The following is a 19,063-nucleotide window of genomic DNA, read 5'->3' as shown; positions in this document are numbered from 1 at the left end:
AGATCCAGCCCCCCTTTGTTTTTCTCAGGGGGGCCTTCTCCTGTTGCGGTCATCGGCGCCTCCGCCTGTACCGCAGAGCGAGCTTCACCGATCGGGGTTAACGATCCGTTACTTCTTCTGTTCAAAAATACCTCCGCCGGAGGCAAGCCTGCATCAGCAGGTTTTCAAAGTGATCAGCTAGATCACTTGGCCAGTGCCCGAGAGATGAAAGCAAGGTTGTTGGCCGGCATCTGTGTCACTTCAATAAGGTCCAGGCCATTCGCTGCAAACAAGCGCTTGATATCGGAATCATTTTTATACCCAACCTCGGGATCCTGCTGAATAAGCGCGTCGTGAAACCGCAGGTCGCCATCACTTGTCAAAACCCCATCCCGCATGAAAGGGCCGTAGAGAATAAATCTGCCCCCTGATGAAAGCGTCTTGGCTGTCTCTGAGACAAGCGTGACGGTTTCTTCCCAACTGATCAGATGTAGAAGGTTGATCAAAACGATCAGGTCTTTGGGCTCAACTTGCTCATGCCATCCAAAGGCGGCGGCGTCCAAATATAGGGCGGGCTGAATGTTCGGGTGATCGGTTGCATAAGCATCTATACTCTTACGCCGATCCGCGTCGATCTCTGTCGGCTGCCAAGACAGCTGGGGAAGCTCCTGCGCAAAAGCGCAAATATGTTGGCCGGTCCCGCTGGCGATTTCCATGGCCTGCCCCTGAGACGGTGCCCAATGCGCAATCAAGCGACACAGGACCGCCGCATTTCGGCTGGCAGCGGGTGCAACCAGTTTGCCATCGGCAGAAGGCTCGGCGACGCTGGCATTGAGGGGCGGTATACGTTTGCTCATTCGCGCAGCCGACCCGGTGTTAGCATGTCGATTACCGTCGGCGCCAACACGGGTCGGTTTCCGACAACCAGATCGGTAACAAGCTGAGACGCGCCAGGTGCGCTTTGGAAGCCATATCCGCCTTGGCCGGCACACCAGATGAAAGACCGATCTTGCGGATCAGGACCCAAGACCAAAGTTCCATCCGGTGAAAAACTACGCAGACCGGCCCAGTTTGTTTCAACCCGCGTTACGGGTTCGCTGACCATCTCTTCATAGCGGGCCAAGCCTTCGGCCAGCACCATATCGTCGGCATAGGCATCATGCGGGGCAACCAGGTCGGCATCCGCCGGAGACACAAGCAACTTCCCCGCATCCGGTTTGGCATACCAGGTCTCGCCTGCGCCAATCATCATTGGCCAGGCTGAAACATCATGCCCGCCCGGCGCCGGTATACGCGCCATTGACCGGCGGCGAGGTTGCAGGCCGATTGATTCCATTCCCGCCAGCAATGCGATCTCATCCGCCCAGGCGCCGGCTGCGTTGATCACGTGCCGTGCTTCAAATACATCTTGCGCTTCGACCTGCCAGTTGATGGTTTTGGCAATGGCGGTCACCCGGGATTTGGTGTGAACGCGGCCGCCATTCTTGCGAATGGTGCGAGCAAAATCCTGCAGGAGGCGGTCAGTGTCGATGTCAAAGGCGTCGTGGCTGATCCCGGCATAGGCCAGACGTTTTGGATGCAGGATCGGGATCAGGCTGCGCGCATGCTCAACCGATATCTCTTGCATATCCAGGCTGTTGAGGTCTGCCTTGAACATATCGTGCTGATCAGTGCCTGCGACCAGCATCAAGCCGCGTTTTTGCAGATAGCCGCCTTCCTTTAGAAACTGACTGCCTGCCTGGTTTAACGCGACCACGGATGGAGGGCCGTAGTTTTCCTCGAACAAAGCTGCGGATCGACCCGAGGCGTGATAGCCCAGCCCATCTTCGGCTTCGAGCACGGTAACCGACCCGTGCGCGGACAGCCTTGCACCCGCGCTCAGCCCGGCGATCCCGCCGCCGATGACAAGGAAATCGATCATTCTTTGCTTCCTGACAAAGGTGGGGCAATTGCGGGCTTGGGGGAATTCATGGGCGCTCCTTAAGTTCCAACGCGTCTCGTTGTCAGTTCCATTGACTATAAGCAGCCTTGAATTTGTGCTTCAACCCGGTCAAAGAAGTATCAAAATGAAAAGGAGGGCACAGTGACTGCAGCGGATCTTCATCCAATGGCCACAGGACATATCCCCCGATATGTCGTCGCAGCTGACGGGAGCGATTATCTGTTCTCAGCCATGGTCGTGTTCTTTGTGATTATCGTGGTTCTGATTGGTGTGGGGTATCTGACTCTGCATTCGGTTCCGGAAAAAATGGCGCATGAAAACAACCACCCTCAGTTCCAGTTGGTGGGAATTTTGGCGCTGCTTGCCCTTTTCACACATAATGGATTGTTCTGGATTGCGGCCATATTGGTCGCAGGGTTCCAGTTCCCGGATTTTGCAACGCCGATGAAGAATATCGCGGATGCCATTCGATCTTTGGGGCGGTCACCGGTGCCGGACGTTGTGCCCGAGGCAGTGCAATCCGAAACACCCGTCGCAGAACCCACAGAAACGCAGGAGCAGTAGGCAATGATCGAAACAATGCTCTGCGCGCTGATCACGGTGCTGCCTGACTACCTGTTCCGCCGCTTTGTGCAAGGCAAACGCATTGGGCATGAAATCACCCTTTTCACCATGTGGTATGAACTGCGCTGGGGTTTGACCACTTGCGCGATTCTGGCCCTGACGGTGATTACCACGCTATTCTACTTTCATCCGGCCAGTTCCAGTGCCGCTTCCTACTTCCGGACGGTTACCATTCTGCCGCAACTCGGCGGTCGTGTGGCCGAAGTCTATGTGCGCAACAACGAACAGGTGACTGCGGGTCAGCCGATATTCCGGATTGAGGATTTCACACAGCAAGCGCAGGTTCAGTCGGCGCATGCTCAGGTGGCTCAGGTGCAGGCCTCGTTGAAAGTGGCCGAAACCGATCTGGCCGAAGCCGATGCAGGTATCGCCGGGGCCCGCGCGGCGCTGGCGCAATCGCTGGAAGACCTTGAGCGCAACACCACGCTGCGCGACCAGGGCTCTAGCGCGGTTCGATTGGCCGAGATTGAGCGGCTGGAAAACCTTGTAGCCGAACGCGAAGCACAGGTGACGGCTGCGGAATCTAAACGGGCAGCGGTTGTTCAACAAATCGAAGAACTGATCCCGGCCCAGTTGGCCAGCGCAAATGCGCAGCTGGATGCTGCGATGACTGAACTGGATAAGACAGTGATCAACGCCGGTGTCACCGGACGGGTCGAACAGTTTGGGTTGCAGGTGGGGGACTATGTCAGCCCTCTTTTGCGGCCTGCCGGTATTCTGGTGCCGTCGAATTCAGGGCATGACCGGTTTCAGGCAGCATTCAACCAGCTTTCCGCACAGGTTATCAAACCCGGCATGATCGGAGAGCTGGGATGCATGACCAAACCCTTTACCGTGATTCCCATGGTTGTGGTCGAGGTTCAGGATGTCATCCCATCTGGTCAGATCAGACCGTCGGACGAGCTGCGCGATGTGCAAAACAACAAGGTTCCGGGATCCATGTTAGTCTATATGGAGCCGCTTTACAAAGGCATGGCCGACGACATTCCGCCGGGCAGCAACTGTCTGGCGAATGTCTACACGGACAATCATGAGCGGCTTGAGCATGAGGATCTTGGGTTCTGGGAAGGCGCTTTTTTGCATGTCGTCGATACGATTGGTGTGGTGCATGCGGCCGGGCTTCGCTTGCGATTGATCCTGATGCCGGTCAATACTCTGGTTCTGACTGGGCACTAAGCCTGATCCGGCCCCGGTCGTTGCTCCGGGGCTGGCTCGCCTTTGATGCGATGGGCGAACCGATTTGACGGCTGATATGCGCGACGTAAAAAATCTGTCCGTCAAACTTCCACTTCGCGCTTGACGCGCCCAGACGCATGTCCTAACCAGCGAAAACCACGAGCGGGTATAGCTTAATGGTAAAGCCCCTGCCTTCCAAGCAGGCTATGTCGGTTCGATTCCGTCTACCCGCTCCAGTTGTTTCCCTTATGATTTCTGCGTCAAATGGCCCTGAGCGGCTGGCATTTTGGACGCATGCGCTTGACCCCGGATGCCACTGCCGCCAAGAAGCAGATACCCAGAATTGTTTCAGGAAACACAGGCCCGACATGGCAAGACAGACTGCGACCGGTCAGACACCATCATCACCTCCCGGGGCCAGTGAAGAGCGTGCCACCTCGAAAAAGCTTAGCGTTCTGAGGGCGCTTTGGCCCTTTATGCGCCCTTACGGCGCGCTGATGTTTGGTGCAACGCTTGCATTATGTCTGACCGCAGGGATGACGCTCACCTTGCCGTTGGCCGTGCGCCGCGTGGTCGACAATTTCCGCATACAAGATGGGGAACTGCTGGATTGGTACTTTCTTGCGGCGCTGGGCATCGCTGGTGTTTTGGCGGTAGGCACGGGCATTCGGTATGCGCTGGTCACGCGGCTGGGCGAACGCGTGGTGGCCGATATTCGCAAAGCCGTGTTTGACCGGGTCATCGGCATGAGCCCTGCGTTTTATGAACGTATTTTGACTGGCGAAGTGCTCAGCCGGATCACGACGGACACGACCCTGATCCAATCGGTTTTGGGTTCATCCGTTTCGATCGCGCTGCGCAATATGTTGATGTTTGTGGGTGGTTTAGCGCTGATGCTGCTGACGTCTGCCAAGCTGACGGCGCTTGTCCTGTTGTTGATCCCTGTGGTGATCGTGCCGATCCTGGTGCTGGGCCGTCGCTTGCGCGCGATCAGCCGTGAAAATCAGGACTGGATCGCAGCGTCCTCTGGCAATGCGGGTGAGGCACTAGGCGCGGTGCAAACGGTTCAGGCCTTTACCCATGAACGGGCAAGCCGAGAGCAGTTTGGGGAGATGACGGAAACCTCCTACATCGTTTCACTGCGCCGCATTCAAACCCGTGCGATCCTGACCGTGATTGTCATTTTTCTGGTCTTCTCTGGCATCGTAGGCGTGCTTTGGATGGGGGCCAATGATGTCCGCAACGGGGTGATGACCGAAGGGGTGTTGATCCAGTTCGTGATCTATTCGGTGATCATGGCAGGATCTGTTGCCGCGCTGTCCGAAATCTGGAGCGAGCTGCAACGCGCCGCCGGCGCAACCGAGCGGCTGGTTGAGTTGCTTAATGCAGAAGATACGGTCCTCGATCCTGCGCAGGCCAAAGTGCTGTTACAACCGGTTCGTGGTGAAATTCGGTTTCAGGATGTCACTTTCCGCTATCCTGCGCGGCCCGATGTGGTGGCGCTGGACAGCTTGTCCCTGCAGGTGAACCCCGGCGAAACCGTTGCCTTTGTTGGCCCCTCCGGGGCTGGCAAGACAACCGTCATTCAGATGATCCAGCGGTTCTATGATCCGAATTCCGGGCGTGTCCTGCTGGACGGGGAAGACCTGACTGATCTGGATCGGACGGATTTCCGCCGCCACATTGCCCTAGTCCCGCAGGATCCGGTGATCTTTGCCGCCTCAGCGCGCGAGAACATCCGGTTCGGCCGCCTTGATGCCTCGGACGCCGAGGTCGAAGCAGCCGCGCGCGCCGCCGCTGCGCATGAGTTCATTGCTGCACTGCCCGAAGGCTATGACAGTTTTGTAGGCGAGCGTGGCGTGATGCTGTCGGGGGGGCAAAAACAACGTATTGCCATCGCGCGGGCCATTCTGCGGGATGCGCCGGTGTTGCTGCTGGACGAGGCGACCTCGGCCCTGGATGCGGAAAGCGAACGGGCGGTGCAGGGGGCGGTTGACCAGATGCGTGCGGGCCGGACGACCCTGATTGTGGCGCATCGTCTGGCTACAGTGAAGAAGGCAGACCGGATTGTCGTGATGGACGCGGGCCGCATTGTTGCGCAGGGCACGCATGACGATCTGGTGGCGCAAGATGGGCTATATGCCCGCTTGGCGCGTCTGCAATTCACTGATGGGCTTGCCGCAGAATAGGGTGACGCAGGGGCAGATCAGTTTCCGCCGCAGCGTCATTCTACATTTTCAACTTTTCCGTCGCTAAGCCCTTGCTTGTGTCAGCAGGGTTGTGATCCCATCTATGTGAGGATCAAAACCACGTGTGACACGTGGGAGAATACAAGACGGGGAGGAGCCACATGGCCTTTGTAGGGCGTGAAGACAAACTGCGTATCGAACAGGAAATGGCGTGGGAGGATCGTGATCTGCCGGTCACCTTCCATCAACTGTTGTCTCGGACAGCCGAGAAGTTCCCCAATCACAACGCGATCAGTTTCCAATTGTTTTCCGGTCCGACAGACAAGGCCGAAACGCTGACATGGTCTGATCTGCTGGGGCAGGTCAATCAGGCGGCGAACCTGTTCCGCTCGCTTGGCGTGGGCGAAAACGACGTGGTCGCCTATGTGTTGCCCAACTGTAACGAGACTTTGGTCACCATGATGGGCGGTGCGGTTGCAGGGATCGTAAATCCGATCAACCCACTGTTGGAGCCCGAACAGATCGCCGCGATCTTGCGGGAAACCGAAGCCAAGGTTGTGGTGACACTGCGTTCCTTCCCAAAGACGGATGTGGCGCAAAAGGTGGAAGAGGCTGTGCGCCATGCGCCCAAGGTTCATACGATCCTTGAGATTGACCTGAACCGCTATCTGACCCCTCCGAAATCATGGATTGTTCCGCTGCTGCGTCCAAAAATGGGCGACAAGGAAAAGCTGGCCCATGCGGATTACAAGAATTTCAATAAGGAGCTGGCGAAACAGCCCAAGACGCTGAGTTTTGCAGACAGCACCGAAGATCGCGTCGCGTGCTATTTTCACACTGGCGGCACGACCGGAATGCCGAAAGTCGCGCAGCATAAGTATTCGGGCCTCATCTATAACGGCTGGCTAGGGCATACGCTGCTGTTTGATGAAAATGACGTCATCATGTGCCCGCTGCCGATGTTCCACGTCTTCGCGGTGCATGTGATCATGATGGCGGCGGTCTCATCCGGGGCGCATGTGATCTTCCCGACGCCGCAAGGGTATCGTGGAGATGGTGTTTTCGACAATTTCTGGAAGCTTATCGAACGCTGGAAAGTCAGTTTCATCATCACCGTGCCCACGGCGATTTCTGCGAAAATGCAGCGCCCGGTGGATGCGGATATCTCCAGCGTCAAAACCGCCTTTTCGGGGTCAGCGCCGCTGCCGGTTGAATTGTTCCGCCGTTTCGAAGAAGCAACGGGTGTGACCATCGTCGAAGGCTATGGACTGACCGAAGCGACCTGCCTGGTCTCGTGCAATCCGGTTGATGGTGAGAAAAAGATCGGCTCCATCGGCATCCCTTTCCCATACACGGATGTCAAAATCCTGATGGATGGACCAGATGGCCCCAAGGAATGCGCCGCTGATGAAATCGGAGAGATCTGCATCTCGAACCCGGGTGTCTTTCCGGGCAACACCTATACAGAGGCCGACAAGAACGAAAACCTGTATCACTTCGAAAAATATTTGCGCACGGGTGATCTGGGCCGTTTTGACGAAGACGGGTATCTGTGGATCACCGGCCGCGCGAAGGATTTGATAATTCGCGGCGGACACAACATCGACCCGGCTGAAATCGAAGAAGCCCTGCTGGGGCATGAGGCCGTGGCCTTTGCCGGAGCCATCGGGCAGCCAGATGCTCATTCGGGCGAATTGCCCTGCGCCTTCGTCGAACTGGTCGATGGCGCGTCGGTCACCGAGGAGGCATTGCTGGAGTTCTGCAAGGTCCACGTGCACGAACGTGCCGCACAGCCCAAACATATGACCATCCTTTCGGAACTGCCCAAAACTGCGGTTGGCAAAGTCTTCAAGCCGGACCTGCGCAAAAACGCGATCACGCGGGTCTACAATGGTGCGTTGGAAGAGGCTGGAGTGGCCGCTCGGGTCGTTTCGGTCATTGATGACAAGAAACGCGGCCTTGTTGCACAGCTTGACGCGAACGGCTCATCAGAAGACGATGTCAGCAAGGTGCTGGGATCATTCACCCGGCCATGGGAGTGGGCTGCCTGACCGGGAGGTAATATGGATTATGAACGTCTGATCGATGAAGAAACATGGGCGTTCATAAGACGCACGGCAGAAAGCTATCCCGACAACGCGGTTGATCTGTCGATCGAGGATCAACGCAAGGTCTATGATGCGATGTGTCAGACCTTTCGCCAGCCGCGCCCGAATGGAGTTGAAACTCAGGACCGGTCCGCCAATGGCGTGCCGGTCCGCGTTTATACAGCGGGCGATCCGACCCGCGTGGTCATCTATTTTCATGGCGGTGGCTTTGTCGTCGGCGGGCTGGACAGCCATGATGATGTCTGCGCCGAAATCTGCGTCCAAACCGGGTATCGCGTTGTTTCAGTGGACTACCGGCTATGCCCGGAATATGTGCACCCTGCGCAGTTTCAGGACAGTGTGGCGGCGGTCGAGTGGGCGGTTGCCGAATTCGGCGTTCCCATTGTGTTGGCTGGTGACAGTGCCGGTGGCAATCTGGCTGCGGCGGTTGCCCATCATATGAGAGGCCGACCAGCTGAAGTGTTGGGGCAGGTTCTGATCTATCCGGGCTTGGGTGGGGACAGCTCTGCCGGATCCTATTTGGAGCACGCGCAGGCGCCGCTGCTGACCCGCGATGAGATATTGTTCTACGAAAAGGTGCGATGCGGTGGGGCCGCGCCCAAAGTCGATCCAACCTTTGCGCCGCTTCAAGACACCGATTTCTCGGACCTGCCTCCGACGGTTGTGATCACTGCCGATTGCGATCCGTTGCGCGATGATGGGTCTACCTATTGCAAGCTGATTGCTCAGGCAGGCGGTCACGCCCATTGGATCAACGAAGCGGGTTTGGTGCACGGCTATCTGCGCGCCCGCAACAGCGTGAAACGGGCGGCTGACAGTTTCGAACGTATCTCCGTGGCCATCGAAGCATTGGGGCAGAGTATTTGGCCCTATGGTTAGGCCGTGATCACTTCAGGAATGGCTCACCCTTCATTGTGTCCGCAATCGGTGCGCCCATCCGGGTCAGGATTGTGGGGGCCAGTTGCAACTGGTCAATCACCGCATCGGCCTGCGGGCCGTCGGCATCGCCGAAGTAATACAGGGCCGTTTCCTGCTGCAAAGCGCCCCGCCCACCGTGGTGGCCGCGTTCATCCTGTCCGTGATCGGCTGTGACGATGACCTCATATCCCAACTGTCGCCAACGGGGGATGAATGGGGCCAGCATTTCATCGGCGACAAAACAGGCATGGTCCATCTCCTGGCAATCGTGAAAAAACCGATGGCCCATACTGTCCAGGGTGCAGGTATGCAGGATGCCGTAATCCAGACCAAAGCGCAGGCACAAGTTTGTCAGGGTGGCAAACAGATCAACGTCCGAAGGCGTCATTTGGTTGTCCTTGCCATAGCCCGTCATCGTGTGGAACCGGCCGTGGTTGATGGTTTTGCTGTCCGGTTCATCGTACTCCACGTCGCGGACATAGTCGAACGGGTGCCGGTTGAAGAACTGAGACCAGTAGCTGTGTGTAACCGCCCCGGTGACACCACCAGCCTCGCGCACCTGACTGAACACATCTTTGTGGCTGAGGCGGAACACATTCCCATTGCCGGTGCACCCATGCTCCTGCGGCGTGACGCCCGTATGGATTGATGCATAGCAACTGGCCGAGATTGATGGCAGCACAGCCTGCAGTTTCCAAACGCGCGCCTCTCCGCTATCCACCCAACCTTCGAGATTGCCGAACAGGCGGCGGAAATTGCGCCAGGGGACGCCGTCCAGAATGATCAAAAGAAGTTTGCGGTCCATCAGCCTACCTATCTGATTTTGTGTTGCGCCGACCTTAGAGGAATCGTTGTTTCAGGGCCGTTCATTCGCGCCCCAAATATCAAGATCCCGACACCTGTTGTGAACCAAGGCGCCGGGATTTGGAAACTTCATCGAACTGTCACAACGTGATCAGTGCCCCGCGCTCTCCATCTTGCGATGGGCTACGACCTCTTCCAGCCAGCCAAGATGCATCTCTGGCACCGAACTGAGCAGCAGATCGGTATAGTCATCGAAGGGTGGGCTCAGCACTTGGCTTTTTGGTCCGTAGCGCACAACACGGCCCTGATACATCACCGCGATACTGTCGCTGATCGCACGGACCGTTGCCAGATCGTGGGTGATGAACAGATAGGCCACATCCTCGATTTTCTGCAAATCCAATAGCAGCTTGAGGATGCCGTCTGCGACCAGCGGGTCCAGCGCCGAGGTGACCTCATCACAGATGATCATCTTGGGCTTTGCCGCCAGCGAGCGCGCGATACACACACGCTGTTTCTGACCGCCCGACAGTTCAGCCGGGTAGCGGTCGATGAACTTCTCGCCCAGCTCGATCTCATCCAGCAGCTCAACCACGCGCTTGCGCTTTTCCGCACCGCGCATGTTGAAGTAGAACTCCAGCGGGCGACCAATGATAGTGCCAACGGTCTGGCGTGGGTTCATTGCCACGTCAGCCATCTGGTAGATCATCTGCAACTCGCGCAGGTCCTCACGCATGCGGCCTTTGAGGTCCGCAGACAGTTTGCGCCCGTTGAACGTGATCTCACCATCGCGCGGCGGCAGCAGCCCAGTGATCACACGGGCCAGCGTCGATTTACCCGAACCGGATTCACCCACAACCGCCAGTGTCTGCCCTGGATGAAGCTCGACATTGACGTTGTGCAGCACATCGAAATTCAGCCCCTTGTAGCGTGCGGTGATCCCGTCGACGCTGAGTACCGGTTCCGATGTCGGCTGTTTCTCTTCGTGCTCGATGGACCGGACCGAGACCAGGGCCTTGGTATAGTCCTCTTGCGGGTTGTTGATGATCTGATCGGTGGTGCCATATTCGACCGTATTGCCCATGCGCAAAACCATGATGTCGTCGCTCACCTGCGCCACAACGGCTAGGTCATGCGTGATGTAAAGCGCAGCAACACCGGTATCTGCGATGGCTTCCTTGATGGCCATCAGGACGTCGATCTGAGTTGTCACGTCCAGCGCCGTGGTCGGTTCATCAAACACCACCAGATCAGGTTCGGGACACAGCGCCAGCGCGGTCATGCAGCGTTGGAGCTGACCACCCGACACTTGGTGCGGGTAGCGTTCTCCGATGTTGTCCGGATCGGGCAGCCCCAATTTGGCAAACAGTTCGCGCGCACGGGCCTCGGCCTCTTTGCGGCTGAACTTCTTGTGCTCAACAGCTGCCTCGACAACCTGATCCATGATCTTCTTGGCCGGGTTAAAGGACGCGGCGGCGGATTGCGAGACATAGCTGACCTCGCCACCCCGCAGATTGCGAATATCGCCCAGAGCGGACTGCATGATATCGCGCCCGTTGACCCAGACCTCACCGCCGGTGATCTTCACACCGCCCCGGCCATAGGCCATTGAGGCCAGACCGATGGTGGATTTACCGGCCCCGGATTCGCCGATCAGCCCCAGCACCTTGCCGCGTTCAAGGTCAAAGCTGACCCCGTGCACGATTTCGATGTCATGGGGCTTTTCGCCCGGCGGATAGACGGTCGCGCCGATCTTGAGGTCGCGGACCTTGAGAAGGGTATCACTCATCCCCGGCCTCCTTTCAGCGATGTGGTGCGGTTCAGGACCCAGTCAGCAACAAGGTTGACCGAGATGGCGAGGGTCGCGATGGCAACTGCCGGATAAAGTGCCGCGCCGATACCATAGACGATGCCGTCCTTGTTTTCCTTCACGATGCCGCCCCAATCCGCCAGAGGCGGCTGCACGCCCAAGCCCAGGAATGATAGGGTCGAGATAAACAGAACCATGAAGATGAACCGCAGGCCGAATTCGGCCACCAACGGTGACAAGGCGTTGGGCAGGATTTCCCGGAAGATAACCCAGCCACGGCCTTCGCCACGCAGTTTGGCGGCCTCGACATAGTCCATCACGTTGATGTCCACGGCGACGGATCGGGACAGGCGATACGGGCGCGTCGCGTCCAGCAGACCCATTACCAGGATCAGGATCGGTACAGTCACCGGAACGATTGCCAGGATAACCAGCGCAAGGATCAGCGTCGGGATCGACATGACCAGATCAACCGCTCGGCTGAGCACCTGATCGGCCCACCCACCCAGCACAGCCGCCAAAAGGCCCAGAGAGGTCCCGGTGACAAAGCTGAGGATGGTGGCCGCCGCTGCGATAAAGATCGTCGTGCGTCCGCCATAGATCATGCGGGTCAGCAGATCGCGCCCGATATTGTCGGTGCCCAGCAGATGCTCGGCGCTGGACGGCTCCCATACGTCGCCAACCACTTCGGCCATGCCATAGGGGGCGATCAGCGGGGCTGCAAAGGCGATGAAAAAGTACATCCCGGTGAAGAACAGACCGATCATTGCCGAAATAGGAATATTCTTCATCATTTCGGATGCCTCAGTCTTGGGTTGGCCAGGATTGACACAATGTCCGCCACCATGTTCAGCCCGATATAGACGGCGGCAAAGACCACGCCGCAGGCCAGAACAACCGGTACGTCACGCTTGGTCACCGAATCCACCAGGTATTGACCCATGCCGGGATAGACAAACACCACTTCGACTACGACAACGCCGACGACCAGATAGGCGAGGTTCAGCATCACAACGTTGACGATGGGTGAGATTGCATTCGGAAAGGCATGGCGTGCGATAACCTGAAAACTCGAAAGACCTTTCAACTCGGCCGTCTCAATATATGCGGATTGCATTAGGTTCAGGATTGCCGCGCGGGTCATCCGCATCATCTGTGCCAGCACGACCAGTGTCAGGACAAAGGCGGGCAGCGCGATTGCGTTCAGTTTCTCTCCGAACGACATGGAATCGTTGATCATGGCCAGAGATGAGAACCAGCCCAGCTTCACGGACACGAAATAGATCACCACATAGCCGATCAGGAATTCCGGAATCGAAACCGTTGTCAGCGTGATGGCAGAGATCAGCTTGTCCGGCCAGCGATTGCGGTAACGCACGGCCAGCAGACCCAGAAAGATAGCAAGAGGTACGGAGACGATGGCGGCCGCACAGGCCAGAAACAAGGTATTGCCCAACCGTTTGCCGATGCTTTCAGCAATGTCGAGCTTGTTGGTCAGGGACTGACCGAGATCACCCTGCACAATACCACCCAGCCATTCGGCATAGCGGGTCAGGGCTGGGCGGTTCAGGCCCATTTCTTCGCGCAGATTCTCCAGCGCTTCGGGAGTTGCGGATTGTCCAAGGACCGCTTGTGCCGCGTCCCCAGGAAGAGCTTCGGTGAGGCCGAAAATCAGAGCCGATGCACCGAAGAGAAGCAGGAGTCCCAGCGCGAGGCGCTGGGAAACCAGTTTGATGATAGGATGCATGATCCGTGGCCCGAGTTACGCGAACCACATCTTGCGGGATACCTGACCATTCATCAGTTCGCCGTTTGGATCGGCCTCCCAACCAGCCAGAACATTGCTCGAGGCATCGACAAAGTTGTTGAACATGGGGCAGATCAGACCACCCTGATCACGCACCATCTGGCCCATTTGACTGTAGATGCCTTTCCGTTTTTCCGGATCCAGTTCAGCCCGGGCTGCAAACAGCATGTCGTCGAACGCCGGCACTTTGAATCGGGTGTCGTTCCAGTCGGCGGTCGACAAATACGCGGTCGCATACATCTGATCCTGGACCGGACGGCCACCCCAATATGAGGCACAGAAAGGCTGGACGTTCCAGACCTCGGACCAGTAACCATCGTTTGGCTCGCGCTTGATTTCCAGCGGAATACCGGCCTGTGCGGCGGTTTGCTGGAACAGGGCAGCAGCGTCCACAGCACCCGGGAAGGCACCATCGGCGACACGCAGTATGATGGGTGAGCCATCATGCCCTGACTTCTTGTAATGCTCAGCCGCTTTTTCAAGGCTGAATTCGCGCTGGGCGATCGCTTCATCAAACAGCGGATAGGCTGCGTTGACAGGCATGTCGTTCCCGACCGAGCCATAGCCGCGCAGTACTTTATCTACCAGTTCCTGGCGGTTGATTGCGTATTTCAATGCAGTACGCAGCTCGTTTTCATCGAACGGCGCCGTGTCACAATGCATGATGAATACATAGTGTCCACGACCGGGCGTCGCCTGAACCGTTAAGTTGGGCGCGCGCCCCAGCAAGTCGGCGACTTTCGGTTCGATCCGGTTGGCGAGTTGCACCTGACCACTTTGCAATGCTGCAGTACGGGCTGTAGCGTCGTTGATTACAACATTTTCCACGCTGTCGAAATAGCCATCGTCATTCCAGTAATTGGCAAATTTTGTGAACAAGTGACGCACACCGGGCTCATCAACTTCTACCTGATATGGGCCGGTACCGATGCCTGCTGCAGGGTTGTCCATGCCGCCATCGGGTTGGACGATCAGGTGATAATCCGCCATTAGATACGGCAGATCGGCGTTTGGTTCGGTTAGCGTAACCTGGAAGTTTTCGCCGTCGGCCTTCATAGACTCAATGCCCCGCATGACGCCAAGAGCCCCGGACTGCGAGTCTTCGTTCGAGTGGCGTTCCATGGTCTTTAGCACGTCGTCGCTGGTCATGGTTTTGCCGTTGTGGAACTCGACACCCTGACGCAGTTTGAAGGTCCAAACCTTGGCATCAGCGCTGCCTTCTACGCTTTCGGCCAGACGAGGCTCGATTGTGCCGTCAGGAGCAACCTCAACAAGCGTGTCGCCAAAATGACGGCCATTCATATAGGGAACCGAGCTTGCATAAGTAGCAGGATCAAGCGAGTTCGTGGATTCACCACCCTGAAGGCCGAGTTTCAGATCCCCACCTTTCTTCGGGCTGGCGGCACGCGCAGCATCTGCGAACATCGTGCTGGCAACAGCGGCCGACACGCCCAGAGCGGCAGCTTTGCCCATGAATTCACGGCGCGTGAGTTTTCCCGCGGTGACCTGGCCTGCCATATGGGTTAGTTGTTCTTTCATCTGTAATCTCTCCCAGTTGAGTGAATATTGCCCTTCAAGGGCTTGTTATTGACGCATGAGTCAACGTTGGCGCATTTGGGGCAGCCCGACAAGTTCAAAAATCTCACTTGGGCGTGTGAGGTCCGGCGCGTTGTTTCTTTGGTTTTGGCCATTCGAACACGTATCATCCGTGCCGTTCGGCTTAGCTGAACCAAGGATGACGCATGAAATACATAAGTTAGCATGAGAAACGCCAAATCAGTCGCGGATTGCGACAATAAGGTCCATTACATTTGTGCCGGTTGGTCCTGTCACCAATAGGGCGTCGGCCTGTTCCAGGTAGGTGCCACTATCTGCTGAGGTCAGGGCGTCTTGGGCGCGATCTGTCCAGGTCGCTCCGGTCACCACACCGCCTGCCGCGTTGGTTGGACCATCGGTACCGTCTGTTCCGCCCACAACAACAGTCAGCCCATCCAGCCCGGCGATTTCTTTGGCCAGCGCAAGGGCAAGGGCCTGATTGCGCCCCCCCCGACCGGGGGATTCTGGCAAAACAACAGTAGGCTCACCACCGAACACCATTGCACCGCTTTCCATACCGCGAAGTTTCGAACCCACATGGGCCGCAATGGTCAGATAATCATCATGCAGAGCTTCCTCATTTGCGAGCAACCGTAAGCCTGCTGATTGTGCGGCCTTCGCCGCAGCAGCCCGGGCATGAGCGTTTGAGGCGATGATGCGGATGGTTGCGTCGAACTCATAGGCCGGGGGCAGGGCGCCGATGCCTGACCCGATCACATTCAAATCGTCGCCGGGCACATCCGAAATCGCCAGCACTGTGGCCTTCGCGCCGTTGAAGTGAGACAGCAGCCCACCCCCTTTGACCCGCGACAATTTCCGCCGTTCAGCGTTCATCGCCACGATATCCAACCCTTGAGCCAGCAGTTGGCGGTTCAGAGCGGCAAGGTCTTCAAGTGATTTTCCCGGCACCAGATCTTCAGCCAGCGACGACGCGCCCCCCGACACCAGAAGCAATAGATGAGAACCGGGTTTCATCGCCTCAACCGCTTCGCGCAAGGCGCGGCCACCGTTCAGGCTGCGTTGATCCGGCACAGGATGCGAGGCTTCGATCACCTCGACATCTACTGGCAGATCGCGCCCATGATCATCTTTGGTGACGACAAGTGTCGGCACGCCGCCAAACTGGTCCAATGCCGCACGCGCCATTGCAGCGGCGGGTTTGCCAACGGCAAGGATGCGATCTGGTCGCGCGATACCGGGCAGGGCAGTCTTGGTGGCTGTGAAGCCATCAACCGCTGCGACACCTGACTTCCAAAACTCGATTGCTTGTTCAGTGCGCATCATCAGTTTTCCATCCAGATCGTAACCGGGCCGTCATTGACCAGTTCTACCGCCATATCCGCGCCAAACTGCCCGGTCTCGACGGCAACGCCGTGCGACGACAGGTATCGGGCGAAGGCAAGATACAGTCGCTCACCATCCTCGGGTGGGGCGGCGTTGGCAAAGCCCGGGCGATTGCCGCGCGATGTATCGGCGGCCAGCGTGAACTGACTAACCACCAAAGCGGACCCACCAGTATCAAGGATCGAGCGGTTCATTTTGCCCGCCTCATCCCTAAAGATACGCAGCTTGGCGATCTTTGCTGCCAACTTTTCCGCATGATCTTGGGTATCGCCCTGCATGGCGCAGACCAGAATCATCAGCCCCGGACCGGATTGTCCGACAACCGCACCGCCCACTGAGACGCGGGCCCGTGAAATGCGTTGTAGAAGCGCGCGCAAAGCGTCCTCCCCCGTTTTTCAGTGGGTTTAACCGCGCCAATCGACAATGTCACTCAAAGCTGCACGATCAGTCCGAAAACTGTTGGCCGGGTGGTCTGTGTCGGAATATCCGAATGAGAGCGCACACAGGATCAGGCGATCTTCGGGGATATCGAAATAGCGATGCAGGAACGGCGCGTAAGCGGCAACGGCTGCCTGAGGAATACTAGCAATTCCAAGCGCTTCGGCTGCCAGCGTGAAAGCAGTGACAAACCCGCCGCAATCCATTGCGCCATAGGAGCCAAGCTCGGCCGGGCTGGACAGGATCGCGCAATGGGGTGCGCCGAACAGCGAATAGTTTTCCATCATTTGACGGACGGATCCTTCCCGGTCGCCACGTTCGACGCCAACCGCCTCATAAAGAGCCCAACCGCAGGCGCGGCGACGATCCTGATAAGGGCCTGAATACGAGGCCGGGAAGGGAAGATCGGGGGCGGGCGATCCTGTCGCGACCTCGTTTTGCAAGGCATGCCGGAAGCGGTCTGTCTCCTCACCGCGCGTGATCACCAAATGCCAGGGCTGCGCATTGCACCAGCTGGGCACGCGTAAGGCGCTGGCTACGATCTGCTCTATGTGCTCCGTAGGGACTGGGTTCGGGCGAAAGGCCCGGCAGGAATGTCGCTGCTCGAGCAAATTATTCAAAGCGGACAATGTCATAAACGTGTTCTCCCTGCAGAGTTGCGGCCGAAGATGACTGCAGCCCTGAGAAGGCGCAAGGGGGATCCTACTGCTGACCCGTTGCCACCAGATACCCAACACCAGCCGCGACGATCAGGCCCAAACCAACGGCAATCGCAATCTTGACCGCAGACCAGGGCCGTTCGCCCTGTACCCGTCCGGTGCGCCCGTTGACGACAAAACGATAGGTTTCACCCCGGTATTTATAGGCGGCCATCCAGACCGGCAGCAGGATATGCTTGAAAGTCACATCCCTGACATCAGTGTCAACCGAATGGATACGCTGGCGGTCACCGCCGATGTCAAAACGCACATCCCGTTCGATCACCCGCGACATATGTTGGCGCGCTTCGGCGTACCCATCTCGCAATTCAACCGTGTAGGCCTCGGCCCGGAATCCGGCCAGATATTCGGGTTGATACGGCTCCAGGGCGGGTAGGTCCCAGGGCTCTAACGCATCGGTGTAGGTCTTGGGTAGGGAATGAGACGCCAGCACCAGAACATCGTCAAAGAACCGCGCAACCCGCCCGGATTTCGGAGTCCAGCGGACCTTTGGCACCTGTTGCTGAACCCGTTTTCCATCGCGCATAACAGTGCGGGTTTCATAATAGACCACGCCCCGTTCACCGCGATAGTTGGACTTAGTATCCGCATCGAAGGTCCAGTAGGGCACATAAATACCCTGCATCTTGCGTCCTTTGCGGGCGTATTCCTGTAACCCGTTCGGCGCAAACCACAGCTTGCCCAGCCAATCATTCATGGCCTTCTGGGCGGTACGTTCATCCAACGCAAAGGGGAGCACACCCTTTGGTTTAATATGGCGGTTCACTCCGGTATCCGTGACCACGGGTGTCGCGCAGAACGGGCACTCGGCGGCATGGGTGTTCGGATCAAACTCGACCTGAGCAGCGCAGTTGGAACAGGTCAGAACCCGCGTTTCTTCGATCTCGCTGTCCGGCAGCCGATCCGCAATCGCGGCGTCAAAGTCCAGCTCACGCAGGCTTGCGCCGCCCCACGGCCCCGAGCCAATCGGCTCGGAATGCCCGCAGTGATCACAGGTTAACGTGCCATCGCCCGGACTGAACCGATAATCCGCGCCACATTGGGCGCAGGGGAAGCGGTGTTCTTCGGTCATTCGTTCGTCTCAACAACGGAATGGGTACCTGGCCCGATCTGCCAGCGCACTACAAGAGCAATGAGTATGCAGGCTAAGATAAATAGTCCTGAGTTCTGCGCTAAAATCCACCATCCATAGGATGTCAGGATACCGTCAACGGATTGAACCGATCCGATGCCCCCGCGTGTAGAATCGAAATTCGGGTTCTTTGATTGGAGCCATCCCAGAAACCGTCCGACCGAGATGCTCAAGGTCACTAGGCCAAAGCCGATACATGTGCCCCACTTGGCCGCACGCATATAGCTAATGCGCCGACGCATCACCGCGCGCAAAGCGGGGGACACAAAAAGCCATGCCACGAGGAAGGCGAACGGGACACCAAGTAGAACAAACAACATCAACCAAGATTTCAGCGATGCGTCGAAACCATTTGTGCGGACAGTCAAACCAAATGGCAGACAAATAACAATGATCCATCCAAGAAATGCACTCAGATTGACTGCTCGTCGTATATCTCGTTGTGAGTATGGGGCTGGTTCAGCTTCAACCACCATA

17 protein-coding genes and 1 tRNA gene are annotated in these 19,063 nt (G+C 57.4%); 6 read left to right on the top strand and 12 right to left on the bottom strand.

Translation table 11 applies throughout. The features are described 5' to 3' along the window. Positions 1–182: 182 nt before the first annotated feature. Positions 183–836 carry a DUF938 domain-containing protein gene (locus tag AC2FGE_RS12575; protein ID WP_496819547.1) on the bottom strand — a complete coding sequence of 218 codons (654 nt, stop codon included), beginning with the start codon at positions 834–836 and terminating at the stop codon, positions 183–185. Beyond that, the gene (locus AC2FGE_RS12570) at positions 833–1,900 is read right to left on the bottom strand and encodes an NAD(P)/FAD-dependent oxidoreductase (RefSeq protein WP_496819546.1); all 1,068 of its coding nucleotides are present in this window, start codon (positions 1,898–1,900) and stop codon (positions 833–835) included. Before AC2FGE_RS12570 ends, AC2FGE_RS12575 begins: the two co-directional genes overlap by 4 nt. A 162-nt stretch (positions 1,901–2,062) precedes the next feature. Between AC2FGE_RS12570 and AC2FGE_RS12565 the strand changes: the two genes are divergently transcribed. The 6 genes from AC2FGE_RS12565 (at position 2,063) to AC2FGE_RS12540 (ending at position 8,897) form a co-directional block, all read left to right on the top strand. Then, positions 2,063–2,485: a hypothetical protein gene (locus tag AC2FGE_RS12565; protein ID WP_496819545.1), complete on the top strand. Its 423-nt coding sequence runs from the start codon at positions 2,063–2,065 to the stop codon at positions 2,483–2,485. Between the two features lie 3 nt (positions 2,486–2,488). Next, positions 2,489–3,721, top strand: a complete 1,233-nt coding sequence (locus AC2FGE_RS12560; RefSeq protein ID WP_496819544.1) for an HlyD family secretion protein — start codon at positions 2,489–2,491, stop codon at positions 3,719–3,721. A gap of 162 nt (positions 3,722–3,883) precedes the next feature. Next, positions 3,884–3,957, top strand: a tRNA-Gly gene (locus AC2FGE_RS12555). A gap of 132 nt (positions 3,958–4,089) precedes the next feature. After that, entirely contained in the window at positions 4,090–5,910 is a 1,821-nt protein-coding gene (locus AC2FGE_RS12550) for an ABC transporter transmembrane domain-containing protein (protein ID WP_496819543.1), read from the top strand. A 161-nt stretch (positions 5,911–6,071) separates the two neighbouring features. Then, on the top strand, positions 6,072–7,961 hold the full coding sequence (locus AC2FGE_RS12545) for an acyl-CoA synthetase (RefSeq protein ID WP_496819542.1): 1,890 nt from the start codon (positions 6,072–6,074) through the stop codon (positions 7,959–7,961). Positions 7,962–7,973: 12 nt separating this feature from the next. Next, positions 7,974–8,897 (top strand): alpha/beta hydrolase, encoded by a 924-nt coding sequence (locus AC2FGE_RS12540; RefSeq protein ID WP_496819541.1) that lies wholly within the window; start codon positions 7,974–7,976, stop codon positions 8,895–8,897. A 7-nt stretch (positions 8,898–8,904) separates the two neighbouring features. On the opposite strand, the gene AC2FGE_RS12535 is transcribed toward AC2FGE_RS12540, so the two are convergent. From AC2FGE_RS12535 to AC2FGE_RS12490, 10 genes are all read right to left on the bottom strand, one after another. Continuing rightward, a complete protein-coding gene (locus tag AC2FGE_RS12535) occupies positions 8,905–9,741 on the bottom strand; it encodes an alkaline phosphatase family protein (RefSeq protein ID WP_496819540.1) in 837 nt (278 codons plus the stop codon). A gap of 150 nt (positions 9,742–9,891) precedes the next feature. Further along, a complete protein-coding gene (locus AC2FGE_RS12530; RefSeq protein WP_496819539.1) occupies positions 9,892–11,529 on the bottom strand; it encodes an ABC transporter ATP-binding protein in 1,638 nt (545 codons plus the stop codon). Next, complete coding sequence (locus AC2FGE_RS12525) at positions 11,526–12,341, bottom strand: ABC transporter permease (protein ID WP_496819538.1); 816 nt, start codon at positions 12,339–12,341, stop codon at positions 11,526–11,528. The genes AC2FGE_RS12530 and AC2FGE_RS12525 overlap by 4 nt, the downstream gene beginning before the upstream one ends. After that, entirely contained in the window at positions 12,341–13,297 is a 957-nt protein-coding gene (locus AC2FGE_RS12520) for an ABC transporter permease (RefSeq protein WP_496819537.1), read from the bottom strand. Before AC2FGE_RS12520 ends, AC2FGE_RS12525 begins: the two co-directional genes overlap by 1 nt. Positions 13,298–13,312: 15 nt before the next feature. Continuing rightward, a complete protein-coding gene (locus tag AC2FGE_RS12515) occupies positions 13,313–14,896 on the bottom strand; it encodes an ABC transporter substrate-binding protein (protein ID WP_496819536.1) in 1,584 nt (527 codons plus the stop codon). A gap of 237 nt (positions 14,897–15,133) precedes the next feature. Further along, positions 15,134–16,237: a DUF4147 domain-containing protein gene (locus tag AC2FGE_RS12510; protein ID WP_496819535.1), complete on the bottom strand. Its 1,104-nt coding sequence runs from the start codon at positions 16,235–16,237 to the stop codon at positions 15,134–15,136. After that, on the bottom strand, positions 16,237–16,674 hold the full coding sequence (dtd, locus tag AC2FGE_RS12505; protein WP_496819534.1) for a D-aminoacyl-tRNA deacylase: 438 nt from the start codon (positions 16,672–16,674) through the stop codon (positions 16,237–16,239). The genes AC2FGE_RS12510 and dtd overlap by 1 nt, the downstream gene beginning before the upstream one ends. Before the next feature lie 27 nt (positions 16,675–16,701). Further along, on the bottom strand, positions 16,702–17,370 hold the full coding sequence (locus AC2FGE_RS12500) for a nitroreductase (protein ID WP_496819533.1): 669 nt from the start codon (positions 17,368–17,370) through the stop codon (positions 16,702–16,704). Positions 17,371–17,437: 67 nt separating this feature from the next. After that, positions 17,438–18,526 carry a TFIIB-type zinc finger domain-containing protein gene (locus AC2FGE_RS12495; protein ID WP_496819532.1) on the bottom strand — a complete coding sequence of 363 codons (1,089 nt, stop codon included), beginning with the start codon at positions 18,524–18,526 and terminating at the stop codon, positions 17,438–17,440. Next, complete coding sequence (locus AC2FGE_RS12490) at positions 18,523–19,062, bottom strand: hypothetical protein (RefSeq protein ID WP_496819531.1); 540 nt, start codon at positions 19,060–19,062, stop codon at positions 18,523–18,525. The genes AC2FGE_RS12495 and AC2FGE_RS12490 overlap by 4 nt, the downstream gene beginning before the upstream one ends. Between the last annotated feature and the right edge of the window lies 1 nt (position 19,063).

The organism is Ruegeria sp. YTSA075, from assembly GCF_059610245.1.
The sequence above is the reverse complement of the archived record's forward strand: the minus strand, read 5'-3'. Positions and strand labels throughout refer to the sequence as shown.

Coding starts and splice junctions, on each gene's coding strand:
- AC2FGE_RS12550 (WP_496819543.1), top strand. CDS start 4,090: ATGGCAAGACAGACTGCGACCGGTCAGACACCATCATCACCTCCCGGG.
- AC2FGE_RS12500 (WP_496819533.1), bottom strand. CDS start 17,370: ATGACATTGTCCGCTTTGAATAATTTGCTCGAGCAGCGACATTCCTGC.
- AC2FGE_RS12530 (WP_496819539.1), bottom strand. CDS start 11,529: ATGAGTGATACCCTTCTCAAGGTCCGCGACCTCAAGATCGGCGCGACC.
- AC2FGE_RS12515 (WP_496819536.1), bottom strand. CDS start 14,896: ATGAAAGAACAACTAACCCATATGGCAGGCCAGGTCACCGCGGGAAAA.
- AC2FGE_RS12570 (WP_496819546.1), bottom strand. CDS start 1,900: ATGATCGATTTCCTTGTCATCGGCGGCGGGATCGCCGGGCTGAGCGCG.
- AC2FGE_RS12520 (WP_496819537.1), bottom strand. CDS start 13,297: ATGCATCCTATCATCAAACTGGTTTCCCAGCGCCTCGCGCTGGGACTC.
- AC2FGE_RS12540 (WP_496819541.1), top strand. CDS start 7,974: ATGGATTATGAACGTCTGATCGATGAAGAAACATGGGCGTTCATAAGA.
- AC2FGE_RS12560 (WP_496819544.1), top strand. CDS start 2,489: ATGATCGAAACAATGCTCTGCGCGCTGATCACGGTGCTGCCTGACTAC.
- AC2FGE_RS12535 (WP_496819540.1), bottom strand. CDS start 9,741: ATGGACCGCAAACTTCTTTTGATCATTCTGGACGGCGTCCCCTGGCGC.
- AC2FGE_RS12490 (WP_496819531.1), bottom strand. CDS start 19,062: ATGGTGGTTGAAGCTGAACCAGCCCCATACTCACAACGAGATATACGA.
- AC2FGE_RS12525 (WP_496819538.1), bottom strand. CDS start 12,341: ATGAAGAATATTCCTATTTCGGCAATGATCGGTCTGTTCTTCACCGGG.
- AC2FGE_RS12545 (WP_496819542.1), top strand. CDS start 6,072: ATGGCCTTTGTAGGGCGTGAAGACAAACTGCGTATCGAACAGGAAATG.
- AC2FGE_RS12575 (WP_496819547.1), bottom strand. CDS start 836: ATGAGCAAACGTATACCGCCCCTCAATGCCAGCGTCGCCGAGCCTTCT.
- AC2FGE_RS12510 (WP_496819535.1), bottom strand. CDS start 16,237: ATGATGCGCACTGAACAAGCAATCGAGTTTTGGAAGTCAGGTGTCGCA.
- AC2FGE_RS12495 (WP_496819532.1), bottom strand. CDS start 18,526: ATGACCGAAGAACACCGCTTCCCCTGCGCCCAATGTGGCGCGGATTAT.